This is a genomic window from Yinghuangia sp. YIM S09857 (assembly GCF_051388915.1).
Classification (GTDB): Bacteria; Actinomycetota; Actinomycetes; order Streptomycetales; family Streptomycetaceae; genus Yinghuangia.
On the sequence record NZ_JBPKBH010000003.1, the window covers coordinates 520,291 to 542,200 of the forward strand.

Genomic DNA, 21,910 nt, shown 5'->3' on the forward strand with positions numbered 1-21,910 from the left:
TGGGCAAGCTGGTCGGCCGCCGACCGGTCGGCGTGGCGGTGGTGTCCGGCGCGATCATGCTCGCACTGGCGTCCGGTGTGCTGGGCTTCAAGGCGGACTACGACCAGATCAGCCAGTTGCCGAGCGACACCGAGTCGGCCAAGGCGATGAAGGACATGCAGACCGGCTTCCCGGCCGGAACGCTGAACCCGACGCAGGTCTACGTCAAGTCCACCAACGGCGCGCCGCTGAACCAGCCGGAGGTGGAGCGCTTCGCGCTGGACCTGGAGAAGGCGGCGGGCGTCGGCGACGTCAACCAGGTCAACCCGGACGACCCGGGTGCCGGGCACGTGAAGTTCAGCCGGGACGGCATGGCGGCGGAGATCAAGCTCGTCCTGGAGGAGAGCCCGTACACCAACAAGGCCCTCGACACGATCGACCCGCTGCGGGACGCCGCCGACCGGGCGGCCCCGGCCGGCACCGACGTGCTGGTGGGCGGTGCGACGGCCGCGTTCACGGACGTCCGCGAGGCGACCAACCACGATATGAAGGTCATCTTCCCGGTGGCCGGACTGCTGATCGCGCTGATCCTGGGCCTGTTGCTGCGCAGCGTGGTGGCGCCGTGGTACCTGATGCTGGCGGTGGTCCTCGGCTACGCCGCGACGCTGGGCGCGACGGTGTTCGTGTTCCAGATGATGCTGGACCACGCGGGCGTGATGTTCATGCTGCCGATCATGATCTACATGTTCGTGGTCGCCATCGGCACCGACTACAACATCCTCATGGTCGCCCGATTGCGCGAGGAGGCGAAGGAAGGGAACGAGCCGCGCCAGGCCGCCGCGCTGGCGGTCGAGCACGCCGGTCCCTCGGTGGCCGCCGCGGGTGTCATCCTTGCGGGGACGTTCGCCTCCCTGATGTTCGCGGGAATCAGCATGATGACGGAGATGGGTTTCGCGGTCTCCGCGGGCATCTGCATCTCCGCGTTCGTGATGTCGATGTTCCTGGTGCCCGCGGTCACCGCGCTGGTCGGGCACGCCGCCTGGTGGCCCGGCCACGGCGACCGGCCCGATTCCGGACACGGGGGCCGGGGCGAGGAGGACCGCGAGCCGGTGCTCGTCGGCGGGGGGCGTTGATCCGCAGTGTGAAGTACTCCGAGGAGAAGTGATGCAGCAGCAGGACGGCCCCGTGCGCGACGCCGCGCGGGGCCGTCCCGCGCCCGCGCCCGGGACGGCCGTCGCGTTCGAGCCCGCGCCGGCGTCCGTCGCGCACCGGATCGGCAGCCCGTGGGCCGAGCGGCTGCGCGTGCTGCGCGTCCATCCGTGGGTGTCGGACGTCCTGCTGACCGGCCTCACGATCTGCGCGGTGATCGGCGGGGCGCTCGCCCAGCCCAACGAGCACCGGCAGATGATCGGCCACCCGAACGCGTTCAACCTGACGCTCGCCGTCGTGACCTGCCTGCCGCTCCTGGTGCGTCGCCGTCATCCCCTGCTGGTGCTGGCGCTCACCGAACTCGGCCAGTTCGCCTACCTCATGGCCGACGGGCGCGAGGGCTCGATCCTGATCCCGACCCTGCTGGCCATGTACACGGTCGCGTCGCGCGAGGGGCTGCGCCGGTCGCTGTGGATCGCCTCCGCGGTCGCGGTGGGCCACACGGTGATCCGGCTGACGGTCCTCGGCACGGCGTTCCTGCGGCCGGAGAACTACCTGTCCGCGGTGTGGCTCTTCCTGCCGGTCGCGGTGGGGGAGGCGGTACGCGCGAAGCGGGCGTACTGGGCCGAGGTGCAGGCCCGCCTCGCCCGGGCGGACCGGGAGCGCGAGGAGGAGGCGCGCCGGCGCGTCACCGCCGAGCGCATGCGCATCGCGCGCGAGCTGCACGACGTGGTCGCGCACAGCATCGCCATGATCAACATCCAGGCCGGGGTCGCCGCGCACGTCATCGACCAGGACTCGGGGCAGGCGAAGCAGGCGCTCGTGCACATCAAGGAGGCCAGCCGCGACGCGCTCGCGGAGCTGCGGACGACGCTCGGCGTGCTGCGGCAGGACGGCGACACCGACAACCCGACCGAGCCGATGCCGGGTGCGGAGGGCATCGGGTCGCTGGTCGCGTCGTTCCGTACCGCCGGGCTGCCGGTGCTGTTGCAGGTGACCGGCGAGCAGCGGACGCTGCCCGCGCCGGTCGGCCTCGCGCTGTACCGCATCGTGCAGGAGTCGCTGACCAACGCGGTCAAGCACGCCGGCCCGGGGGCCGAGGCCACGGTCCGCATCATCTACCAGGCCCATTCGGTACGCCTGGAGGTCGCCGACAACGGACTGGGGGTCACCCCCGAGCCGTCCGGCGAGGCCGCCGCGGACGGGGCCGGGCACGGTACGGGCCACGGCGTGCTCGGCATGCGCGAGCGCGCCGCCGCGGTGGGCGGGACGCTGGGCGTCGGACCGCGCGGCGGAGAACGCGGGTTCCTGGTGACGGCCGAGCTGCCGACCGAAAATCCGCCCATCGCGGCCGGGGGACCGGCGCGTCCGAAGTCTACGGAGGGAAGCAAATGGTCCGGGTGCTGATCGCGGACGACCAGTCGCTGGTCCGTGCGGGGTTCAAGGTGCTGATCGGCTCGGATCCCGAGCTGGAGGTGGTGGGCGAGGCCGCGACCGGTGCCGAGGCGGTGAAGATGGCGCGCGAGACGCGGGCCGACGTCGTCCTGATGGACATCCGGATGCCCGAGATGGACGGCCTGGAGGCGACCCGTCGGATCGTCGGCGACGAGGACCTGGCCGGGGTGAAGGTGCTGGTGCTGACCACATTCGAGGTCGACGACTACGTCTTCGAGGCGCTGCGGGCGGGGGCCAGCGGCTTCCTGGTGAAGGACACCGAGCCGGCCGACCTGCTGCGCGCCATCAAGACGGTCGCGTCCGGTGAGTCGCTGCTGTCGCCGGGTGCCACGCGGGCGCTGGTGAGCCGGTTTCTCGCGCAGCCCGAGCCGAAGGTGGCGGCGCCCGACCGGCTGACCGCGCTCACCGACCGGGAGCGCGAGGTCCTGGCGCTGGTGGCGTCGGGGATGAGCAACGACGAGATCGCCGAGCACCTGTTCGTGTCGCCGCTGACCGCGAAGACGCACGTCAGCCGGGCGATGGTGAAGCTGGGGGCGCGCGACCGCGCGCAACTGGTGGTGATCGCCTACGAGTCGGGCGTGGTACGCCCGGGGCCGCAGGCGGGCTGAACGGGACCGGAGCACAGGCCGGGGCCGCGGGCCGCGGGTTCGGGCCGAACGGCGGGACGGCGCGCCCGCCCGGTGCCACACATCCGTCGAGGCAGCTTGTCCAGGCATGAATCGGGCCGCGGATCGGAATGATCCGTTCAGGTACACCCCGGACAGCCTTGGAGCACCCATGCGGGAAGTGGTCAAACGGACGGCTCGCGCGATCCTGCTCGACGACGAGGACCGGCTGATCCTGATCAAGCGCACCAAGCCGGGGCGCACGCCGTACTGGATCACCCCGGGAGGCGGTGTCGAGCCGGGGGACACGACGGTCGCGGAGGGCCTGCGGCGCGAGGTGCTGGAGGAGCTGGGCGCGAAACTCGCCGGGAGCGTACCGGCGTTCGTCGACACCGTGCCGGAGCCGGGCGGCGGGGTGAAGGTGCAGCACTTCTTCGCGTGCCGTCTGGAGTCGATCGATCCGGGGCTGCGGCACGGGCCGGAGGTCGAGGAGCCGAACGGCGCGTACGAGGTGGTGCGCGTGCCGTTCACGCCCGAGGGGCTGGCCACGGTCGACGTCGTGCCCGCGACGCTCGCGGCCTACCTGACCGCGAACATCGAGGGCGTGCTGAGCCTGCTGGCCCGAGACCTCCAGTAGGAGCCACCACCCGCGCACAAGGCCGCGGGGGCCCGCACGGCGTTACGCGCGGGCCGCCGCATTGCCTGCGTGTCACCGCGCGCCCGTCACCACGCGCGCGTCACCACCCGGCGGCGCGCGCGACCAGCCGGGCGTGCAACTGCGCCAGATGCGGGCGGCTGAGCTCGCCGGTGCGCACCGCGAGGAACAGCGTGCTGAGCGGCGGGATCTCCGGCTCCAGCAGGGCCACGAGCGACGTGTCGGCCAGCGCGTCCGCGCACAGGTAGCGCGGCAGGACGGCGATGCCTGCGCCCGCGCGCACGCAGTCGAGCACCGCGCGCAGGTCGGGGACGACCAGCCCCGCCGGCGAGGTGGGCTTGGTGTCGAACACGCTGGCCCAGTAGCGCTCGACGAGGGGCTGCTCCTCGTTGTCGCTGATGAGCGGCGCGCCGTCGAGGGCGCTCGGGCCGCCTGCCTCTATTCGGCCCCGGGGCAGCAGCTCGGCCCAGCGCGGGGCGCCGACGAGGACGTACTCCTCGTCCGCGAGCGGCGTGGACGAGATGCCGCGGCCGCGCGGCCGCACGTCCGAGACCACGATGTCGTGCCGGGCCGCGGCGAGTCCGGCGAGCAGGTCGTCCCCGGCGCCGAGGGTCACGCGCAGGCGCAGGCCCCGGCGTACCAGGTCGGCGAGCGCGGGCAGTACGCGTCGGCCGGTGACCTCGGGCGGTCCGGCGAGGTGCACGGTGTGCTGGAGGGGGTCGGTGCCCAGCACGTCGCGGGCGGTGATCTCCTCCAGCGCGTCGAGGTGCGGCGCGAGTTTGGCGGCCAGTTCGTCGGCGACGGTGGTCGGCGTCACGCCGCGTGGGAGGCGCTGGAAGAGCTGGCGTCCGACCTGCTTCTCCAGGCTGCGGATCTGCGCGGTGATCGCGGGCTGCGACAGGTCGAGCAGGTGCGCGGCCCGGGTGAACGATCCTGCCCGGTGCACCGCCAGGAACGTGCGCAGCAACGTCAGATCCACTGACCCCCCTCGCCGTCCGGACCCGCCCCCGCGGCCCCGGTGCGGGATCCGCGTGCAGCACCCTCATGAAGTGTCGGCCCCGCACGGGGCCAGTGTCATCCTTGACGCGCCCGCAGGCGCGAACAAGTCGTTGTGCACCGGATCCTGGGGTAATGACCGGAAACCGTCGAGGGTTGACGTGATCTTGTGACGGGGCACCTTCCGAGATGCTTCCCGAGGCACCTTCCGCGTGGCTGCCCGATGCGCGGCCGCGCGCGGCTTCCGTTCCGACCTGCTCGGCGCCGAGCAGGTCAGCCGTCAACCTTCCCGAGCGCCGCGTCGAGCGCCTGTGCGACGTCGGCGACGAGGTCGTCGGTGTCCTCGCAACCCACCGAGAAGCGGACGAAGCCCGGCGGGACGCTCTCGCCCGGCCAGCGGCCGCGCCGTTCGGCCATGCTGTGCGTGGCCCCGAAACTGGTGGCCACGGCGGTGAGTTGAAGTGCGTCGAGGAAGCGTTCGGCGTGCTCGCGGTCCGGCAGGGTGAACGCCACCACACAGCCGTACCTGCGCATTTGCCGGACGGCGACGGCGTGCGCGGGGTCCTCGGCGAGGCCGGGATGCCGCACGTCCGCCACCTCGGGGCGACCGCGCAACCAGGTCGCCAGGGCAAGGGCGTTGGCCGCCTGCCGGTCGACGCGCAGGTGCAGTGTCGCGAGCGAGCGGTGCGCCAGCCAGGCCTCCATCGGCCCGGGGATGCCGCCGGTCAACGTGCGCCAAGAGCGCACGCGTTCGGCGATCTCGGGGTCCGCGCAGGCGACGTAGCCGAGCAGGACGTCGCTGTGCCCGGTCAGTGCCTTGGTGCCGCTGGCCACCGACAGATCGGCGCCGAGCGCAAGCGGGTTCTGGCCGAGCGGCGTCGCGAGCGTGTTGTCGACGGCGACCAAGGCGCCTTCGGCGCGGGCGAGTTCGCAGATCCGTGCGATGTCGCAGACGTCGAGGCCGGGGTTGGACGGCGTCTCCAGCCACACCAGGTCGGCCCCGCGCACCGCCGCGGGCAGGGCGTCGCCGGCGGTCGGGGCCAGGCGTACCGTGACGCCGCGCGCGGCCAGGTGGTCGCCGACCGAGCGCGTGGCCGGGTAGCCGTCGGACGGCAGGACGACCGTCGCCCCGGGCTCCGCGAGCGCGAGCAGCGTCCCGGAGACCGCCGCCATGCCGGACGCGAACGTCACGGTGGCCGCGGCGCCTTCGAGCTCGCCGACGGCCGCTTCGAGCGCGACCCAGGTCGGGTTCGCAAGCCGCCCGTATTGGTAGGGACCGTCAGGATCGCCGCTCAAGTGGAATGTACTGGCGAATACCGGACTGGAGCCGAACGGTCCTCCCGGACGAACCTCAGGAAGTCCGGCATGTACCGCACGCGTGCCTTCTGAGGTCATGTCGCTCCTCCAGTCCGAACCGCCACCGGTTTCGTCACCCGTCCGTGCGAAGTTTCACGTGAAACATCCAACCGAACCGTCAGTCGCGGTCCAGGATCAGGTTGAGGAACCAGCTGACGAGCGAGACCACGAGGGCACCCAGCAGCGCCGGCCAGAAGCCTTCGACGTGGAAGCTCAGATCGAGCTTTCCGGACACGTACGAGGTCAGCCACAACATCAGGGCGTTGATCACGAAAGTGATCAGGCCGAGCGTGAGGATGAACAGCGGGAGGGAGAACAGCTTCACGATCGGCTTGATCACGATGTTGATGCCACCGAAGATCAGCGCGACGAAAAGCACCGTGAGGGCCTTGTCGCCCCACGAGTCGCCGGTGATGTTCACACCGTCCAGGACCACGGCGGTGATCCAGATGGCCGCCGCGTTGACGATCAGCTTGATGAGGAGGCTCTTCATGTCCGCATCGTGTCAGGTCGCGCCTTCTGTTGGGAGGAGACGGACGCCACGCTGTCCGGCTGTGTCGTATGTTCGGCACGCAACGGCCCCGCGGGGGCCACGGTCCGTGAGGAGACACCCGGCGTGAAGGCGTTCCGACTCGACGACCTCGACCTGGAGCGGGCCCAGGAGCGGGGTGCCTACCTGCGCTTCCTCAACGAGCGGCACTTCTCCATGGGCCTGTACGCCCTGGAGCCCGGCGAGGTCGACACCCAGAAGCCGCACGGGCAGGACGAGGTGTACGTGGTCATCAGCGGCCGGGCGGCCCTGACGGTCGGCACCGAGGTCACCGACGTCGCGCGGGGCAGCGTGATCTTCGTCCCGGCCGGGGTCGAGCACCGCTTCCAGCGCATCACCGAGCCGCTGCGCGTGCTGGTCTTCTTCTCGCCACCGGAGTCGTGACGCGGCGGGCCGAACCGCTTACCTGCGGGACGCCGTCCGCGGCCCGAAACCCGAGCCCCGACGCCTCGGCTCGATTCCGCGCCCTCGATTCCGCGCCCGGCCCGCCGCCCCCGGACCCCACCCGGTTAGGGTGAACCGGACGGCGGCAGGCAGGGAGAGGGGCAGAACAGTGGCGTTCCGCGACGAGTTGTGGTCGGCGATCGACGACGTCTACGCGGAGATCCTGGCCCACCCCTTCCTCCAGGGCCTGACCGACGGCTCGTTGCCGCCCGAGGCGTTCCGGCACTACGTCGTCCAGGACTCGCACTACCTGCGCGACTACGCCCGCGCCCTCGCGGTGTGCGCGGCCAAGGCGCCGGACGAGAACGCCGTGCGGCAGTTCGCCGCCGACGCCGCCGGGGCCATCGCCGCCGAGCAGGCCATGCACGCGGAGTTCATGGCGGCGTACGGCAGCTCCGCCGCGCAGGCGGCCGCCGAGCCGGTGCTGCCCACGACCCGCGCGTACACGAGCTACCTGCTGGCCACCGTGTACGGCGGATCCTTCGCCGAGGGCCTCGGCGCGGTGCTCCCGTGCTACTGGATCTACGCGCGCGTGGGCGAGGCGCTGTTGGAGAAGTCGTCGCCGGACCCGCTGTACGCGCGCTGGATCGCGACGTACGGCGACGAGGAGTTCCAGGCGACGGTCCGCGCCGTGCTCGATCTGACCGACCGCGTCGGCGCCGAGCTGTCGGCCGCCGAGCGCACGAAGGTGATCGCGCACTTCGTGACGACGTCGCGCTACGAGTGGATGTTCTGGGACGCCGCCTGGCGCCGCGAGGCCTGGCCGGTCTGATCCACGGCGCCCGGCGGGTTCGCCCCGGGAGGCTCCGAACTCCGGGTCCCCGTACGGGAAAGGACGCCCGGCGCGGGAACCGGATGGGGTAGGTGTGACGTCGTCGGTCACGGGCAGATGACGAGTGCCCGGCCGGCGGGTCCACCGCCGGCGAACCGTCCGCGACTTCATGTGGGGGATGCCATGGGTGCCGTACCCGCGTGGCTGCGCATCGGCGTACCGGCCGCCGTTCTGCTCGCGATCGCCGCGCTGCTGATCTGGATCATCGGTGCGTTCCTGGGCTTCATCGTCAAACTGCTGGTCGGCTCGATCATCGTGATCGGGTTCGTCGCCCTGATAGGCAGCACCACGCGCGACCGCCAGATGACCCGCTGAGACCCGCGTCCGCCGGAGCGCCGCGCGGACACCGGACCGGTCGCCGACGAGAAAACTCGGGGTATATCAGGGGATTCATGATGAATGTCTGATTTACTGCCGCCACGGGCACGCCGCGGTGGGCGGTGGATCGGACGGACGGATCCCTGTATGAGCGAGTCGCAGCAGCCCAGGCCGCTCCAACACCTCCTCACCGATCCCGCGGTCCTGCGACTGCTGCTCGTGTCGGCGCTGGTCGGCATCCCGGTCTCGCTCGTCGCCTTCGGGTTCGTCGGCCTCGTGCACGAACTCCAGCACTGGATCTGGGAGTCCGCCCCCGACGCCCTCGGCTACGACCGCGCGCCGTGGTGGTGGGGTCTGCCGACCCTCGCCCTCGCGGGCCTGCTCGCGGTGCCCGTCATCACGCGGCTGCCGGGGGCCGGGGGGCACGTACCCGTGCACGGGCTGGGCGGGGCGCCCACGCTGCCGCGCGAGGCGCCCGGCGTCGCGCTCGCCGCGCTGGCCTGCCTGCCGCTCGGGGTGATGCTCGGCCCCGAGGCCCCGCTGATGGCGCTGGGAAGTGCCGTGGCGCTGCTCGCACTTCCCGCCGCGCGGCGGACCGCCCACCCGCAGGCCGCCGCGGTGCTCGGGACCGCCGGCTCCACGGCGGGCATCAGCACGATCTTCGGCAGTCCGCTGATCCCGGCGGTCATGATCCTGGAAAGCGTGGCCCTCGCGGGTCCGGCCCGGGTCGTGTTGATCGTGCCCTGCCTGCTGGCCAGCGGCGTGGGTGCCCTGGTGTTCACCGGCTTCGGGCACTGGACGGGGCTTGAGGTCGGCGCCCTGGAACTGCCGAGCAAGCCGTCCGCGGGGCTCCCGGACGCGGGCGACTTCCTATGGGGCATTCCGATGGCCGCGCTGGTCGCCCTCCTGGTCGTCGCGGGCCTCGGGCTCGGACGCCGCAGCGAGCGCTGGACCGGGCTCTCCGGCCCGCGCATCCTCGCGTGCGCGATCGCCGTCGGCGTCTGCATCACCGGGTACGCGCTGGCCACCGATCGTTCGCCGGAGGAAGCCGCGCTGTCCGGGCAGGGCACGGTCGGACTGCTGGCCGCCGATCCCGGGGACTGGGCGGTCCTGGCCCTCGTCGCGCTCGTCGCCGCCAAGGTCGTGGGCTGGGGAATCGCGCTCGGCAGCCTGCGGGGCGGGCCGATCTTCCCGGCAATCATGATCGGCGCCGCGGTCGGCATCGCGTGCGGCGCGCTGCCCGGTTTCGGCATGGCCCCGGCACTGGCGGCCGGCCTCTGCGCGGCCGGGGTCGCCGCGACCCGCCTGCCGATCACCGCCATCGTCCTGGCCGCCGCGCTGCTCGGCAGCGAGGCGGGCGACCTGATGCCGATCCTGGTGATCTCGTCGGTCACCGCACTGCTGACCGTCGTCGCCGTCGACCGCCTGACCGGCACGGGCACCGAGGAGGCGCCGGAGACGCAGGCGGTGGCCGCCACGGACCCGTCCAAGGACAACGGCAGCCGCCCCTGACCCACCGCGCGTGCGGCGGGTCAGGGGCGGTGCGACCGGAGCGGTACGTCATCCGGGCAACGCGGGCACGGCTCCGAGGGCCGCCGGTCAAGCCCCCTCGGCGTCCAGCTTCACCGGCGCGACGGGCGTGCCGTTCTTCGGCGCCGCGCCGTTCTCCGGGGCCGTGTTCATGGACGCCAGCAACTGCCGTGCGAGACCGAGCCCGGTGCCGCCCATGGTGAGCGCCTTGGCGAACATGTCCGACATCCCGTCCGCGCCGTTCAGCAGCACCATGTGGTCGACGTTGCCGAACGCCTCGGCACCGGCCCGCACGATCTCCGGCCAGTTCTCCGCCAACTGCTGGGCGATGACCGCGTCCTGGTTGTCGCGCAGTGCCTCCGCACGGGCGTGGATCGCGGCGGCCTCCGCGAGACCGAGCGCCTTTGCGGCCTCGGCGGCGGCCATGCCGCGCGCCTGGTCTGCGTCCGCCTGCGCGGTGCCGATGGCACGGGTCGCCTCGGCCTGCGCCATGCCGTGCACCTTGGCGGCCTCGGCCTCGGCCTCGGCCGCCGTGCGCACCCGGGTCGCCTCGGCCGCCGCCTTCAGTTCCGTCTCGCGCGCCTGCGCCTGCGCGGCCGAGATGCGCGCGTCGCGCTCGGCCTCCGCGACGGTGCGGGTCTGGTACGCCTGGGCGTCCGCGGGCTTGCGTACGTCCACCTGCAACTGCTGCTCGCGCCGCTGGGCCTCCAACTCCGCGGCACGGGTCTCCTGCACGATGACCTGCTGGCGCGCCGCCGCGTCGGCGAGCGGCCCGGCCTGCTTGGACTCGGCCGCGGCCTTGTCCATCTCGGCCTGGTAGCCGGTGCGTTGCAGCCAACTGTCGCGCGTCGCCTCGGCCTTGCGCGCCTCCGCCTCCTGCTCCGCCTCGGTCGCCATGCGGTCCGCGAGCGCCTGTGCGATGCGGGCGTCCCGCTGCACCGCGGCGGCGTGCGGGCGGGCCAGGTTCTCGATGTAGCCGGTTGGATCCAGGATTTCCTGGATCTGGAGGGAGTCGATGATCAGCCCGAGCTTCTCCATCTCGGCACCCGAGGACGCTCGCGTCTGCTCGGTCAGCTTCTCGCGCTCGCGGATCAGGTCCTCGACGGTGAGCCCGCCGACGATCGAGCGCAGGTGTCCCGCGAAGACGTTGTGCACGCGGTCGACCATGGCCTTCTGCTGGTCGAGGAAGCGGCGCGCGGCGTTCGCGATCGAGATGTAGTCGTCCCCGACCTTGAAGATCACCACGCCGCGCAGGTGCACCGGGATGCCCTGCTGGGTGACGCACTCGACCGCGAGGTCGGCGGCGTTGAGGTCGAGCGAGAGCTTGCGTACGGCCTGCACGCCGGGCAGGACGAGGGTGCCGCGGCCGGTGACGATCCGGAAGCCGAGTCCTTCGCCGAGCCCTTCCGTCCGGTGCCGGGAACCGGAGATCAGCAGCGCCTCGTTCGGCTCGGCGACCCGCCACATCATCTTGAACATGATCACGACGGCCAGCAGCAGGACCACTGCCGCCACGATGATCCCGATGGTCACAAGGCTTCCCCCTCTCGCACACCGCTGACCGGCGGACTGCACGCTCACTGTGCGGTGCGTCGATTTGGAGTGTGCTCCCCGCCACATCCCCCTCCAAGGGGGAAGTCCGTTACGACCACGGCGGATTGGAAGATCGATGGAGATCCCTCTGCGGCATCGGGCGCGATGTGACCGGGGTCACAATTGGAACTGTCACTTCGGACCGGGAGTGTTTGTCCCATGGCCATGACCGACATCAAGAACGTGCTGCTGGCAGGAGCGAGCGGAGTCCTCGGCAGACACATAGCCGAGGCACTGTCACACGCGGGGTACCACGTCATCGGACTGGGCCGCGCCCCCGACGCCGACGTGATCGCCGACCTGCTGGACCGCGACGGGCTGATGCGCGCCGTCGACGGGCTGGAGGTCGACGCGGTCGTGCACGCGGCCACCGCGCTGCGCGAGGCGCCCATGCGCCACCGCGACATGTTCGCGACCGACGACCTGCGCGTCCTCGGCACGCGCAACCTCATGGAGGCGGCCAAAGAGGTCGGCGCGCGGCGGGTCGTCGCCGAGTCGACGGTCTTCGGTTACGGCTACCGCGACTTCGGAGACCACGTCGTCACCGAGGACGACGTCTTCGGTGCCCCGGCGGACCGGGCCGTGGCGCGGCACGTCGAGGCCGTGCGCGTGAAGGAGAGCATGATGCTCGGCACCCAGGGCATCGAGGGCATCGCGCTGCGCCTCGGTTTCCTGTACGGGCCGGGCGGCACCGAAGGCGTCGTGGACCTGCTGCGCGCGAAGCAGTTGCCCGCCGTCGCCGACCAGGGGCGCGTCCTGCCGTGGCTGCACCTCGCGGACGCGGGGGAGGCCGTGGCAAGGGCGGTCGAGGGCGGCCGGGCCGGGGAGGCGTACAACATCGTCGACGACGTGCCGAGGGGGTTCGGCGAGCATGTGCGCGAGGTCGCAGAGGTGTTCGGGACGCCGCGGCCGATGCAGGTGCCGGCGCTGATGATGCGGCCGATGTCGTACGCCTACCGCGTGGCCACGACCAGCATGCGCGTCGACAACGCCAAGGCCAGGGACGAACTGGGGTGGGAGCCGCGGTACCCGGATTCCGCGGAGGGCCTGCGCGCCCTTGCCGCGGCGTGATCTCCGGTGCGACGGTGGGGCCCATGACCGACGTCTTCGAGGAGCACCGGCGCCTGCTGTTCGGCACGGCGTACCGGATGCTGGGCAGCGTCGCCGATGCCGAGGACATCGTGCAGGACGCCTGGCTCAAGTGGAACCAGGCCGACCGCTCCGCGGTGGAGCACCCCAAGGCCTACCTCGTGCGCACGGTCACCAATCTGAGCCTCAACCGCCTCACGTCGGCGCAGGTGGCACGGGAGGCGTACGTCGGCCCCTGGCTCCCCGAGCCGATCCTCACCTCACCCGACGTGGCCGAGGAGGCCGAGTTGGCGGACACCGTCTCCATGGCGGTGCTGGTCGTGCTGGAGACCCTGACCCCGACCGAGCGCGCGGTCTTCATGCTGCGCGAGGTCTTCGGTTACTCGCACGCCGAGATCGCCGAGGCCATCGGCAAGTCGGAGGCCACGGTCCGGCAGCAAGCGCACCGCGCCCGCGAGCATGTGCAGGCGCGTCGCCCGCGCTTCACCGCCGACGCGGCCGAACAGCGGGAGATCGCCGACAAGTTCCGAGAGGCCTGCGCGGGCGGCGACCTCAACAGTGTGCTGGCGCTGCTCGCCCCGGACGTGACCTCGTGGTCCGACGGCGGCGGCGTCGTCACCGCCGCCCTCCGCCCGCTGCACGGTCCCGACCACGTCGCCCGCTGGCTGCTCGGCGTGCTCGCGAAGCCGGAGTCGCAGGGCGTCGAGATGCACGTCGCGGAAATCAACGGCGAACTGGGGCTGCTGCTCACGCTCGGCGGCATGAACATCGGCGCGATCAACTTCGAGGCGTCCGCGGAGGGCCGCATCACGGCGATCCGGATGGCCCTCAACCCGGGCAAGCTGCGGGGCCTTCAGGGGTAGTCGGGGTGAGCACGGACCTGAACGGTCAGCGCTCGAAGTCGCGCGTGGATTTGCGTGCTTGGCCGACCCCGGGTCCCTGGCCCTGTGTGCGTGGGGCGGGCGACGGACCCGGTGGCCTCTGCACGGGGTTGGCGTCGACGCGGGTGAGGCCGATGACGCCGGGGAAGTCGGCGGGTCGGCTCGTCACCGTCGTGGTGCCCGGCGGATCAGGGGACCTGCCCGGTGACTTGCCCGTGGCCTGGCTGCGGGGCGCCGCCGCGGGCCTGGCCGGTCCGTCGGCGACGGCCGAGAGTCGGTCCAGAACCTCCTGGGCCGACTGCGGGCGCCGGGCGTACTCCCGTGACAGCAACTGGGCGACGACGTCGCTCAGTTCCCGGGGGACGCCGGGGACGACCTGGCTCAGCCTGGGCGGTGTCTCGCGCTGCTGACGGGCCAGCCGCCGGCGGGGGCGCCCCGGGAACACCGGGCGCCCGGTGGCCATCTCGTGCATCACGACGCCGAGCGAGTACAAATCGGTCGCGGGGCCGCCGTGCGCCATCCCGCCGAGTTCGGACGGTACGCGCTCGGGGGCGGCGTACCCCGGCGTGTACTCCCGGGGCGCCCAGTCCGGTTCGCGCGTGTCGATGGGGGCCGCGACCCCGAAGTCGATCAGTTTTGGGCGGTTGCCCGGTTCGATCAGCACGTTGCCCGTGTCGATGTCCCGGTGGATCCAGCCGGCCTCGTGGACGGTCCGGAGTGCGGACGCCAGTTGCGCGCCGACGAAGGCCGTCTGCTCCGGCGTGAACGGTCCCTGCTTTTCCAGGACTTCGGCCATCGTCGGGCCTTGGACGACCTCCATCGAGAGGTACACCCCGCCCGGTGTCGCGTCGAAGTCGAACCCGCGCACGATGTTCGGGTGCCGGAGCCCGGTGATCAGGCGGCCCTCCTGCGCGAACCTCTGCAACTCCTCGGCGGATCTGCCAGTTGGGAGCTTGACCGCGACTGCATGCCCGCGGACCCGGTCGTGCGCCGCCCACACGCCGCCGGTCGCGCCGCGACCGACCTCCCGCAGCGGGGCGAACCGGGCGGGCAGGGGCGGGTCTTTCCCTTTGCGTGCCATCGACCTTCCGTCGGCGCGGGCGACAAAGCGGCGGAAGTCGATCCTATGCGCGCGTGTCGGGGACGGCTCGGTCGTTCAGATGCAGGGCGAAGTAGACCTCTTTGCCGTGGCGTGTACGTCGGGCACCGCAGGTGTCGGCGAGCGCCGTGACGATCCCGAGTCCGAATCCGCCTTCCCGGTCGGGGCTTTGGCGGGTTCGAGGGCAGGGCAGCGTGATGCTCCCGGGCCCGTCGTCGTGGACGACGCCGGTGAGGATGCCGATGTCCTCGATGAGGGCGACGAGTACGCGGACCGTGGAACCGGCGGCGTGGAGGCAGGAGTTCGCGATCAGTTCGCCGAGCACGGCTAACGCGTCGTCCGCAGTTGCCGCGGGGATCGACGCCTCCTCACGAAGCCGCGCACGTACGTCGGAGCGGATCGCGGGGACCTGCGCGAGTACGGCTCGGAACTCGCGATCGAGGAGCGTACGACCACCCGGAGGCTCGGCAGGGGCGGACGTGGCGAGAGCTGCTGTCATGTGCGGCCTCCTGGGCTGCGAGCAGGCTGAAGCAGGCGAACGAAACGGAGCGTCACCGCACGATCACAGCCAAACGATAGGTCGCTCGCCACGTGGCGCGCTACCTGACTCGGAAAAGTCGACCCGTCGCGACCACCCCGGGCGCTGCGGCAGGATGCAGATGCACATGTCGGTTCGGAGGGAGTGCCACGCGATGGCGGTAGTGCCCACCTATGCGCGGCGGGAGCTTGGCAAGGAACTGCAACGTCTGCGCGAGGCCGCGGGGTTCACGCAGGCTCGCACGGCGAAGACGTGCTCTTGGAGCAACACGAAGGTCATCCGCCTCGAAGGCGGCAACGTAACGCTCACCCTCCACGACCTGCACGTACTTGCGGACCTCTACAAGGCGACCGAGGACCAGCGCGAGCACTTGATCGAACTGATGGAGCGGACTGAGGAGGGCCAATGGTGGCAGTCCTACGGCCGACTCGTGCCTACGGTTCTCGATGAGTTCCTGGCCTTGGAGTCGCAGGCATCGCGAATCCAGGCCGCCAACATGGCGACGTTCCCAGGGTTGTTGCAGTCACCGGGCTATGCCCAGGCCGTGTTCGGTGCGTCTGCCCAAGTTCCCGACCCTGACGACGTCGAGGCGTTGGTCGAGCTTCGGATGCGGCGCCGTCGAGTACTTGACGGTGGTACGCAGCTCCATGCCGTGCTGAGCGAGGCCCTGCTGCTGACGCCGCTTGGGGGCGTCGACATCCTCCATCAGCAACTTGCCCACCTGCTTGAGGCTGGGCATCAACCCAATGTCACTCTTCAGCTTGTTCCGTTGACCACCGAGAGCGTCATCATGATCGGAGGACTGTTGCTGTTCGAGTTCGATGCCAACGCGACGAGCGTCGCGTACACCGAGCATGCGGGAGGGCTGAATGCCTATCACCGTGCACACGAAGTGCGGCGTTACAAAAGGGACATCGACTATGTGAAGTCCCATGCGTTGTCACCAGAGGAAACGCTCGTCCGTATCCAAGCGAGGCTGCGAGAGCTGTGAACGCCCAACCTGTCTGGCGCAAGTCCTCATACTCGGGTGGTGCCCAGGCGTCCGACTGCGTAGAGGTCGCCGACCTCACCTCCGCGACCGGCGTCCGCGACAGCAAGGACCGTTCCCACGGCAACATCGCGGTACCGCACCACTCCTGGCTGGTCTTCCTTGCACGAACTGCACGATGAGCGCTTCACCGCGCGCGGGCTCCGGCTGTGGATCATGCGTGACGACCTCATCCACCCCGAACTGCCCGGCAACAAGTTCCGCAAGCTGAAGTACAACCTGGCCGCGGCCCGCGACAGCGGACACCGCACGCTGCTGACCTTCGGCGGGGCGTACTCGAACCACATCCGCGCGACGGCGGCCGCCGGGGCGCTGTACGGGTTCGCCACCATTGGCGTCATCCGCGGCGACGAACTGGCGGGCAAGCCGCTGAACCCGTCCCTGGCGTACGCCGCCGAGCGTGGAATGCGGCTCGTGTTCGTGGACCGCGCAGCGTACCGGCGGCGGGCGGAGCCTGCGTTCCTCGATGAACTCCGCTCCCAGCACGGCGACTTCTTCGCCATTCCGGAAGGCGGCAGCAATCCTGCCGCCGTGCGCGGATGCGCGGAACTCCCGGCAGAGATCGACGTACCGTACGACCTCGTCGCCGTCCCCTGCGGGACCGGGGGGACGCTCGCCGGGATCGCCGCGGGGCTCCCGGCCGGCAAGTCCGCGGTCGGGTACGCCGTCCTCAAGGGCGACTTCCTGGCCCGCGACGTCGCGGAGTTGCAGCGGCAGACGTACGGCGAGAACCGCGGCGACTGGCGCGTCGACAACTCCGCCCACTGCGGCGGATACGCCCGCACCACCCACGAACTGCGCGCGTTCATCGCCGACTTCGACCACCGCCACGACATCGCTCTCGATGAGATCTACGTCGGGAAGATGCTCCACGGCCTCACCCGAGCCGCCGAACGCGGCGAATTCCCCCCGGGCACCGACATCGTCGCCGTAAAAACCGGCTGATCAACACCGATCGAGATCGGTGCCGTCGGACCGAGGGAACCGGGGCCTGACGCGTCGGTGGGGTGCACGGCCCGCCCGGGCCCCGCACCCCACCGCGGGCCGGTTGTGCGCGGTCAGCCGCAGCAGCCGCCGGTGTTCGCGGGCTGGAGGTCGATGAGGCCGCCGACGGAGGTGCCGTCGGCCAGGGGGACGCCGGACTCGGTGGCGGGCAGGCAGCAGGCGGAGTCCGAGTCCTTGGCCATCCGGTCGGCGTCGCCCTTGACGACGTAGACCTCCCACGGCTCGGCGCCGGGGCCGTGTACCCAGACCTTGTCCTGGACGGCGTAGCAACACGAGGTGTCGTTCTCCTCGACGGTGGCGAGGCCGGCGTCGGCGAGGCGGGTGGTGGCGGCGGTGACCTGGTCGGTGGTCTCGACCTCGACGCCGAGATGGTCCATGACGGTCGGCTCGCCCTCGGTGCCCTGGATCAGGACGAGCTTGAGCGGCGGCTCGGAGACGGCGAAGTTGGCGTAGCCGTCGCGCAGCTTGGCCGGCTCGGTTCCGAACAGCTTGCTGTAGAAGGCGATCGAGGCGTCGAGGTCGGCGACGCGGAGGGCGAGCTGAACGCGGGACATGACGGGTACCTCCGGATTGGGTGAGTGGTTCGCGGTCGTGCGGGGTCTAGAACGCGCCGTAGATGGCGGCGGTGCGGTTGCGGTCGTACTGCGCGGCGGCGCGGCAGCGGTTGTCGCAGACCTGGCTGGTCGCCTCGTCGAAGGTGACCGACCCGCGGCTCGCCGAGCGTGCGCGACGGGCGGCGATGGTGGCGGCGGCGCGGCGGACTGCGGTGAGCATGGGGTGCCCCTTTTCGGACGGCGGCGACGCCACTGTTTCGACGTCTGTCTATGTGGTGCTTCGAGCATCCCTCTCGATTCGGCACTTGTCAATATCGGTGTTTGTCGAATCAGCTGGTCTGTCCATTCGCCCATCCGTCCGTCCGGCTCGGGTGGGGCGGATGAGGGTGAGGACGTGGCGGGGCAGGAGCTGCTTGCCGAGGGGCTCGACGGGTGTCAATATCGACGTATGTCGAATCTTCGGGAGCTTCCGGTCCTGGACCCCGTCGCGGACGCGGTCCCGTGCTGCGCGCCGCTGTCGAGCGAGCCGCTGGGCGCGGTCGACGCGGAGCGGTTGGCGGCCATGTTCAAGGCGCTGGGCGACCCGGTGCGGCTGCGACTTTTCTCGTTCATCGCCTCGCACGAGGGCGGGGAGGCGTGCGTGTGCGATCTGCCGGACGTGGGGGTGTCGCAGCCGACGGTGTCCCACCACCTGAAGAAGCTGCGCGAAGCGGGGCTGGTGTCTGCCCGGCGCAAGGCGAGCTGGATGTTCTACAAGGCCGAGCCCGCCGCGCTCACCGCGCTCTCGGGGCTGCTGGCCGGCCGAGGCTGATCCGCGGGCCGCACGGCGTACTCACGTAACCCGCATCCACGCGCTGCTCGCCGAACTTCTTTCGCCCGACGGTTGATCCATCCCACCTCGCGGCCCCGGGAAATGCTGCCGGGGGTTTCGTCGGCCCTATTAATCGACTATCGTCGATTGACGATGAATGAGAAACGCCCGCGCCTCCTGGACGCCGACACCGCCGCCACCTACGCCGCCTGGTTCAAGGCGCTGGCCGACCCGACCAGGGTTCGCCTGGTCAACCTGCTCGCCGTCGAACGTCGGCCGATGAGCGTCGGCGAGATCGTCGAGCGCTCCGAGGTCGGCCAGTCGACCGTGTCCCACCACCTCAAGCAGCTTGCCGACGTGCGGTTCGTCCTCGCGGAACGACGCGGCACCTCCGTGTTCTACCGCGTCAACGAGAACTGCCTGTCCTGCTTCCCGACCGCCGCCGACGCCGTCATGGGCCACCCCGCGCCCGAGCCGTCGGCCGTCCCTTGCGAGGAGACGCCATGAGCGACGAGCACACCGAACGGTCCGCCGCGGTCGCCAAGGTCCGCGACCGTTATGCGTCCGCCGCCACCCGCGCCGCGGCAGGCGAGACCCTCGTCGACCCGTGCGAGACCGCCCGGTTCGGAGCGGGCCTGTACGCGGACGGCGACTTCGTCGAGGCGATTCCGATCGGTGCGGCTGCGGCGAGCCTCGGCTGCGGGAACCCGCTCGCCGTCGCCGACCTGCGCGAGGGCGAGACCGTCCTCGACCTCGGATCCGGCGGAGGCGTCGACGTCCTGCTCTCCGCCCGCCGCGTCGGCCCGACCGGGCGCGCGATCGGCCTGGACATGACCGACGAGATGCTCGACCTGGCCCGCCGGCACGCCGTCGAAGCCGGCGCCACCAACGTGGAGTTCCTCAACGGCCGCATCGAGGACGTCCCGCTCCCGGACGCAAGCGTGGACGTGGTGATCTCCAACTGCGTCATCACGCTGTCCATCGACAAGGCCGCCGTTTTCCGCGAGATCGCCCGCGTCCTGCGACCCGGCGGGCGGCTCGGCATCAGCGACCTGATCGCCGAAACCGACGCCACTCGCACCCTCGACGTCGACCCCACCGGCTGCGGCACCACCGCGATCACCGCCGAGGAGTACACCGAACTCCTCACCGCCGCGGGCCTGGACGAGATCACCGTCGCCGCCACCCACCAGGCCGGCCCCGGGCTGCACGCCGCCATCGTCCGCGCGAGGCGCCCATGACACCCGGCATCCGCACCGGCGGCACCCGCGAACGCCTCTGCCGCCACCCTGGCACCTGGCGCGACGTCGTCATGACCGAACGCCGTAGCAACCGCGTCTGATCAACCGGCCCCTGCGGCCCGGCAGCCTGGTCCGCGCAGCCTCGGCCGAGTACGTCGGCAGTCATCGCCCGCCCGCGGCGTACCCGGCCCTCGCGGACATCCCGGTGATGTCTCCTGAACATCCCTATGACACAGGGCACTTACTCGTCCGCTGACCTGCGGACCCAGTCGTCCCCGGGCGCGCCGGTCAGGCCGGGATGAGGGCGAGGGGGCGCACCGGCGCGCCGGTGGCGCCGACGATGGGAAGCGGCGCGAGGATCAGGAGGCATTCGCCGAGGCCGGTGTCGAGGAGTTCGTGCAGGCGCATCGTCTCGACGATGTTGATGCCGGATTCCACCAGAAGGATGCGGTGGACCGGCAGGGTGCTGTGGCCGAGGCCGGGGCCGATGCGTTCGAAGGCGAGGGTCTCGCCGCCGACGACGCGGACGCGGCGGGAGGCCAGCCAGCGGGCGGCGTCGGGGCCCGGGCCGGGGACGCCTTCGCGCATGCCGGTGAAGAGGTCGTACTGGTCCCAGAGGCGGGACCAGCCGGTGCCGATGAGGACTGCCTGGCCCGGGCGTACGTCGGAACCGGCGAGGCCCTCGGCGCGGGACAGGTCGTCCGCGGTGATCTCGTAGCCCGCGGGCAGCACCCGCACGCCGTACAGGCGCGGGATGTCGAGGACGACCGCGCGGCCGACGTACGGCGGGAACGCGTCGATGCCCAGCGCCGACAGGCCCTGGTGGTTCTGGATGTCGGACGCGGCCAGCCCGCCGTACACGAGGCCGTCCTGCGACACATGGCCGAGGGCGTCCACATGGGTGCCGACGTGGCCGCCGGTGACGATGATCTCGTTGGCCGCCGAACCCCCGTCCGTGCGGACGTAGTCGCCGTGCCTGCGCTCCAGCGACATGCGGAAGGGCGGGTGGTTCGCCGACTGCGGCATGCCCTTCCGCATCGGCTGCGCGAGGTCGAGGACGCGGGACGCGGCCAACTGGTACCCGTCGATGTACGCCATGCGCTCTCCCTCTGTGCAAGCCGCCGCAAGGTGTCACATGCCGTTTCCCCCGGAGCGCGACCGTACCGGCACAGCGGCCGCACTTCAGCACTTGCGGACGACCGGTTTGGGGATCGTCGGCGCCCGGCGCCTCGGAAGTCGTCCACTGCCCCGTCGCGACGCCCGCCGACACGGCGTCCGGGATCAGTAGGCTGCGGGGGGAACGCCGATCGCACGGAGGTGCCCTGTGCCGCACGACAGCGAAGAAGCGAGCCGACCCGACCTCTCCCAACCGGCCGACAACCTGAGGGCGTTCGTACGGGCCAGAGCGAGCCTCGGGCCGGAGGACACCGTCGTGTGGTGGACGGGGAACGTGCACGCGCAGGCGCCCGGCGAGAACTTCCGGCACCTGTTCCGCTTCGAGGGCTTCAACATCGGGCGCACCGAGGAGGTCGAGGGCGGCCACCGCTTCCTGGCCCGCGAGGCCGCGTTCTACCAGGACCCGCGCACCGGCGAGATCCTGGAGAACTGGGCCAACCCCTTCACCGGGGACGACTGCGGCGTGCTGCACGTCTGGAACGACCCGGTGAACATGGACTTCCTGCTCGACGGCCCGCGCGGCCCGTGGCGGGCGCTGGTCACCGAGGTCGGCGACGACGTCGTCTGGGGCCAGGACATCCTGCTCGCCTACCCCTCCCCGTTGCCCGTCGCGAAGTACCCGGAGAACTCCGCGGACGACGTCTACCGCGCGGCCGAGCTGTTCCAGTTCTTCGCGCGCCGGTCCGACCTGGACCGCGCCGACCTGCCCTCGGTGCCGTGCCACTTCTCCTGGTCGCGGCTGTCCCCGTGGCTGCCGTGGATGCGCATGGGCGACCGGCCCGGCGGGCTCGTCTTCCACTGCCACGGCACGAAGCTCGGCGGCTACGGCGATCTGCCCGAGCACCTGCGCAAATACGTCGCCGCGCAGAACCCCGGTTTCGCCCGGGCTCCGGAGGAGTGGTCGGCGCCCAACGAGACCAGCTGGACCTATTTCCGGAAGCGAAACGAACCCCTCGGGTAAGTGTCATCCGCGCCAAGTGGACAAGTGCTGCCCTCGTGAGAGACA

General features: G+C 71.2%; 26 protein-coding genes. 17 read left to right on the top strand and 9 right to left on the bottom strand.

All coding sequences use genetic code 11. The features are described 5' to 3' along the window. The 4 genes from ACRX5S_RS08385 to ACRX5S_RS08400 form a co-directional block, all read left to right on the top strand. Window positions 1–1,112 (top strand): MMPL family transporter (locus ACRX5S_RS08385; RefSeq protein ID WP_436772142.1); only part of this gene is annotated, 1,112 nt, incomplete at its 5' end. Between the two features lie 31 nt (window positions 1,113–1,143). Next, window positions 1,144–2,535 carry a sensor histidine kinase gene (locus tag ACRX5S_RS08390; protein WP_436772143.1) on the top strand — a complete coding sequence of 464 codons (1,392 nt, stop codon included), beginning with the start codon at window positions 1,144–1,146 and terminating at the stop codon, window positions 2,533–2,535. Then, on the top strand, window positions 2,520–3,191 hold the full coding sequence (locus tag ACRX5S_RS08395) for a response regulator (RefSeq protein ID WP_436772144.1): 672 nt from the start codon (window positions 2,520–2,522) through the stop codon (window positions 3,189–3,191). Before ACRX5S_RS08390 ends, ACRX5S_RS08395 begins: the two co-directional genes overlap by 16 nt. Window positions 3,192–3,360: 169 nt before the next feature. Further along, a complete protein-coding gene (locus ACRX5S_RS08400; protein ID WP_436772145.1) occupies window positions 3,361–3,825 on the top strand; it encodes an NUDIX domain-containing protein in 465 nt (154 codons plus the stop codon). Window positions 3,826–3,925: 100 nt separating this feature from the next. Here the strand turns inward: ACRX5S_RS08400 and ACRX5S_RS08405 are convergent, their stop codons facing one another. The 3 genes from ACRX5S_RS08405 to ACRX5S_RS08415 form a co-directional block, all read right to left on the bottom strand. Then, complete coding sequence (locus tag ACRX5S_RS08405; protein WP_436772146.1) at window positions 3,926–4,822, bottom strand: LysR family transcriptional regulator; 897 nt, start codon at window positions 4,820–4,822, stop codon at window positions 3,926–3,928. 290 nt (window positions 4,823–5,112) lie between these two features. Further along, window positions 5,113–6,234: a cystathionine gamma-lyase gene (locus ACRX5S_RS08410; RefSeq protein ID WP_436772147.1), complete on the bottom strand. Its 1,122-nt coding sequence runs from the start codon at window positions 6,232–6,234 to the stop codon at window positions 5,113–5,115. 79 nt (window positions 6,235–6,313) lie between these two features. Then, window positions 6,314–6,688, bottom strand: a complete 375-nt coding sequence (locus ACRX5S_RS08415) for a phage holin family protein (RefSeq protein WP_436772148.1) — start codon at window positions 6,686–6,688, stop codon at window positions 6,314–6,316. A 123-nt stretch (window positions 6,689–6,811) separates the two neighbouring features. Here ACRX5S_RS08415 and ACRX5S_RS08420 point away from each other — a divergent pair, with 123 nt between their 5' ends. From ACRX5S_RS08420 to ACRX5S_RS08435, 4 genes are all read left to right on the top strand, one after another. Continuing rightward, window positions 6,812–7,129 (top strand): cupin domain-containing protein, encoded by a 318-nt coding sequence (locus ACRX5S_RS08420; protein WP_436772149.1) that lies wholly within the window; start codon window positions 6,812–6,814, stop codon window positions 7,127–7,129. Between the two features lie 169 nt (window positions 7,130–7,298). Beyond that, window positions 7,299–7,961, top strand: coding sequence for a thiaminase II (gene tenA / locus ACRX5S_RS08425; protein WP_436772150.1), 663 nt, complete (start codon window positions 7,299–7,301; stop codon window positions 7,959–7,961). Window positions 7,962–8,144: 183 nt separating this feature from the next. Further along, on the top strand, window positions 8,145–8,336 hold the full coding sequence (locus ACRX5S_RS08430; protein ID WP_436772151.1) for a hypothetical protein: 192 nt from the start codon (window positions 8,145–8,147) through the stop codon (window positions 8,334–8,336). A 150-nt stretch (window positions 8,337–8,486) separates the two neighbouring features. After that, window positions 8,487–9,851 (top strand): chloride channel protein, encoded by a 1,365-nt coding sequence (locus ACRX5S_RS08435; RefSeq protein WP_436772152.1) that lies wholly within the window; start codon window positions 8,487–8,489, stop codon window positions 9,849–9,851. An 87-nt stretch (window positions 9,852–9,938) separates the two neighbouring features. On the opposite strand, the gene ACRX5S_RS08440 is transcribed toward ACRX5S_RS08435, so the two are convergent. After that, a complete protein-coding gene (locus ACRX5S_RS08440; protein WP_436772244.1) occupies window positions 9,939–11,348 on the bottom strand; it encodes an SPFH domain-containing protein in 1,410 nt (469 codons plus the stop codon). Between the two features lie 273 nt (window positions 11,349–11,621). Here ACRX5S_RS08440 and ACRX5S_RS08445 point away from each other — a divergent pair, with 273 nt between their 5' ends. Together ACRX5S_RS08445 and ACRX5S_RS08450 are read left to right on the top strand one after the other, a co-directional pair. Continuing rightward, the gene (locus ACRX5S_RS08445) at window positions 11,622–12,533 is read left to right on the top strand and encodes an NAD-dependent epimerase/dehydratase family protein (protein ID WP_436772153.1); all 912 of its coding nucleotides are present in this window, start codon (window positions 11,622–11,624) and stop codon (window positions 12,531–12,533) included. Window positions 12,534–12,556: 23 nt separating this feature from the next. Continuing rightward, on the top strand, window positions 12,557–13,414 hold the full coding sequence (locus ACRX5S_RS08450; RefSeq protein WP_436772154.1) for an RNA polymerase sigma-70 factor: 858 nt from the start codon (window positions 12,557–12,559) through the stop codon (window positions 13,412–13,414). Between the two features lie 25 nt (window positions 13,415–13,439). Here the strand turns inward: ACRX5S_RS08450 and ACRX5S_RS08455 are convergent, their stop codons facing one another. Beyond that, on the bottom strand, window positions 13,440–14,513 hold the full coding sequence (locus ACRX5S_RS08455) for a serine/threonine-protein kinase (RefSeq protein ID WP_436772155.1): 1,074 nt from the start codon (window positions 14,511–14,513) through the stop codon (window positions 13,440–13,442). A gap of 43 nt (window positions 14,514–14,556) precedes the next feature. Beyond that, window positions 14,557–15,030, bottom strand: coding sequence for an ATP-binding protein (locus ACRX5S_RS08460; RefSeq protein WP_436772156.1), 474 nt, complete (start codon window positions 15,028–15,030; stop codon window positions 14,557–14,559). 193 nt (window positions 15,031–15,223) lie between these two features. Here ACRX5S_RS08460 and ACRX5S_RS08465 point away from each other — a divergent pair, with 193 nt between their 5' ends. Genes ACRX5S_RS08465 through ACRX5S_RS08475 form a run of 3 tightly spaced genes read left to right on the top strand, consistent with a single transcriptional unit; the run spans window position 15,224 to window position 17,062 of the window. After that, window positions 15,224–16,060, top strand: coding sequence for a helix-turn-helix domain-containing protein (locus tag ACRX5S_RS08465; RefSeq protein ID WP_436772157.1), 837 nt, complete (start codon window positions 15,224–15,226; stop codon window positions 16,058–16,060). Then, window positions 16,057–16,239 (top strand): DUF397 domain-containing protein, encoded by a 183-nt coding sequence (locus tag ACRX5S_RS08470; RefSeq protein ID WP_436772158.1) that lies wholly within the window; start codon window positions 16,057–16,059, stop codon window positions 16,237–16,239. Before ACRX5S_RS08465 ends, ACRX5S_RS08470 begins: the two co-directional genes overlap by 4 nt. Continuing rightward, on the top strand, window positions 16,220–17,062 hold the full coding sequence (locus tag ACRX5S_RS08475) for a 1-aminocyclopropane-1-carboxylate deaminase/D-cysteine desulfhydrase (protein ID WP_436772159.1): 843 nt from the start codon (window positions 16,220–16,222) through the stop codon (window positions 17,060–17,062). The genes ACRX5S_RS08470 and ACRX5S_RS08475 overlap by 20 nt, the downstream gene beginning before the upstream one ends. Before the next feature lie 113 nt (window positions 17,063–17,175). Here the strand turns inward: ACRX5S_RS08475 and ACRX5S_RS08480 are convergent, their stop codons facing one another. Further along, on the bottom strand, window positions 17,176–17,676 hold the full coding sequence (locus tag ACRX5S_RS08480) for an ArsI/CadI family heavy metal resistance metalloenzyme (protein ID WP_436772160.1): 501 nt from the start codon (window positions 17,674–17,676) through the stop codon (window positions 17,176–17,178). A gap of 46 nt (window positions 17,677–17,722) precedes the next feature. Then, a complete protein-coding gene (locus ACRX5S_RS08485) occupies window positions 17,723–17,896 on the bottom strand; it encodes a hypothetical protein (RefSeq protein ID WP_436772161.1) in 174 nt (57 codons plus the stop codon). A 228-nt stretch (window positions 17,897–18,124) separates the two neighbouring features. On the opposite strand from ACRX5S_RS08485, the gene ACRX5S_RS08490 reads away from it, so the two are divergent. The 3 genes from ACRX5S_RS08490 (at window position 18,125) to ACRX5S_RS08500 (ending at window position 19,728) form a co-directional block, all read left to right on the top strand. Further along, the gene (locus ACRX5S_RS08490; RefSeq protein WP_436772162.1) at window positions 18,125–18,487 is read left to right on the top strand and encodes an ArsR/SmtB family transcription factor; all 363 of its coding nucleotides are present in this window, start codon (window positions 18,125–18,127) and stop codon (window positions 18,485–18,487) included. Between the two features lie 153 nt (window positions 18,488–18,640). Next, on the top strand, window positions 18,641–18,994 hold the full coding sequence (locus ACRX5S_RS08495; RefSeq protein WP_436772163.1) for an ArsR/SmtB family transcription factor: 354 nt from the start codon (window positions 18,641–18,643) through the stop codon (window positions 18,992–18,994). Further along, window positions 18,991–19,728, top strand: coding sequence for a methyltransferase domain-containing protein (locus tag ACRX5S_RS08500; protein WP_436772164.1), 738 nt, complete (start codon window positions 18,991–18,993; stop codon window positions 19,726–19,728). Before ACRX5S_RS08495 ends, ACRX5S_RS08500 begins: the two co-directional genes overlap by 4 nt. A gap of 288 nt (window positions 19,729–20,016) precedes the next feature. On the opposite strand, the gene ACRX5S_RS08505 is transcribed toward ACRX5S_RS08500, so the two are convergent. After that, a complete protein-coding gene (locus ACRX5S_RS08505; protein WP_436772165.1) occupies window positions 20,017–20,826 on the bottom strand; it encodes a cyclase family protein in 810 nt (269 codons plus the stop codon). 226 nt (window positions 20,827–21,052) lie between these two features. Here ACRX5S_RS08505 and ACRX5S_RS08510 point away from each other — a divergent pair, with 226 nt between their 5' ends. Next, entirely contained in the window at window positions 21,053–21,865 is an 813-nt protein-coding gene (locus ACRX5S_RS08510; protein WP_436772166.1) for a DUF1838 family protein, read from the top strand. Window positions 21,866–21,910: the final 45 nt, after the last annotated feature.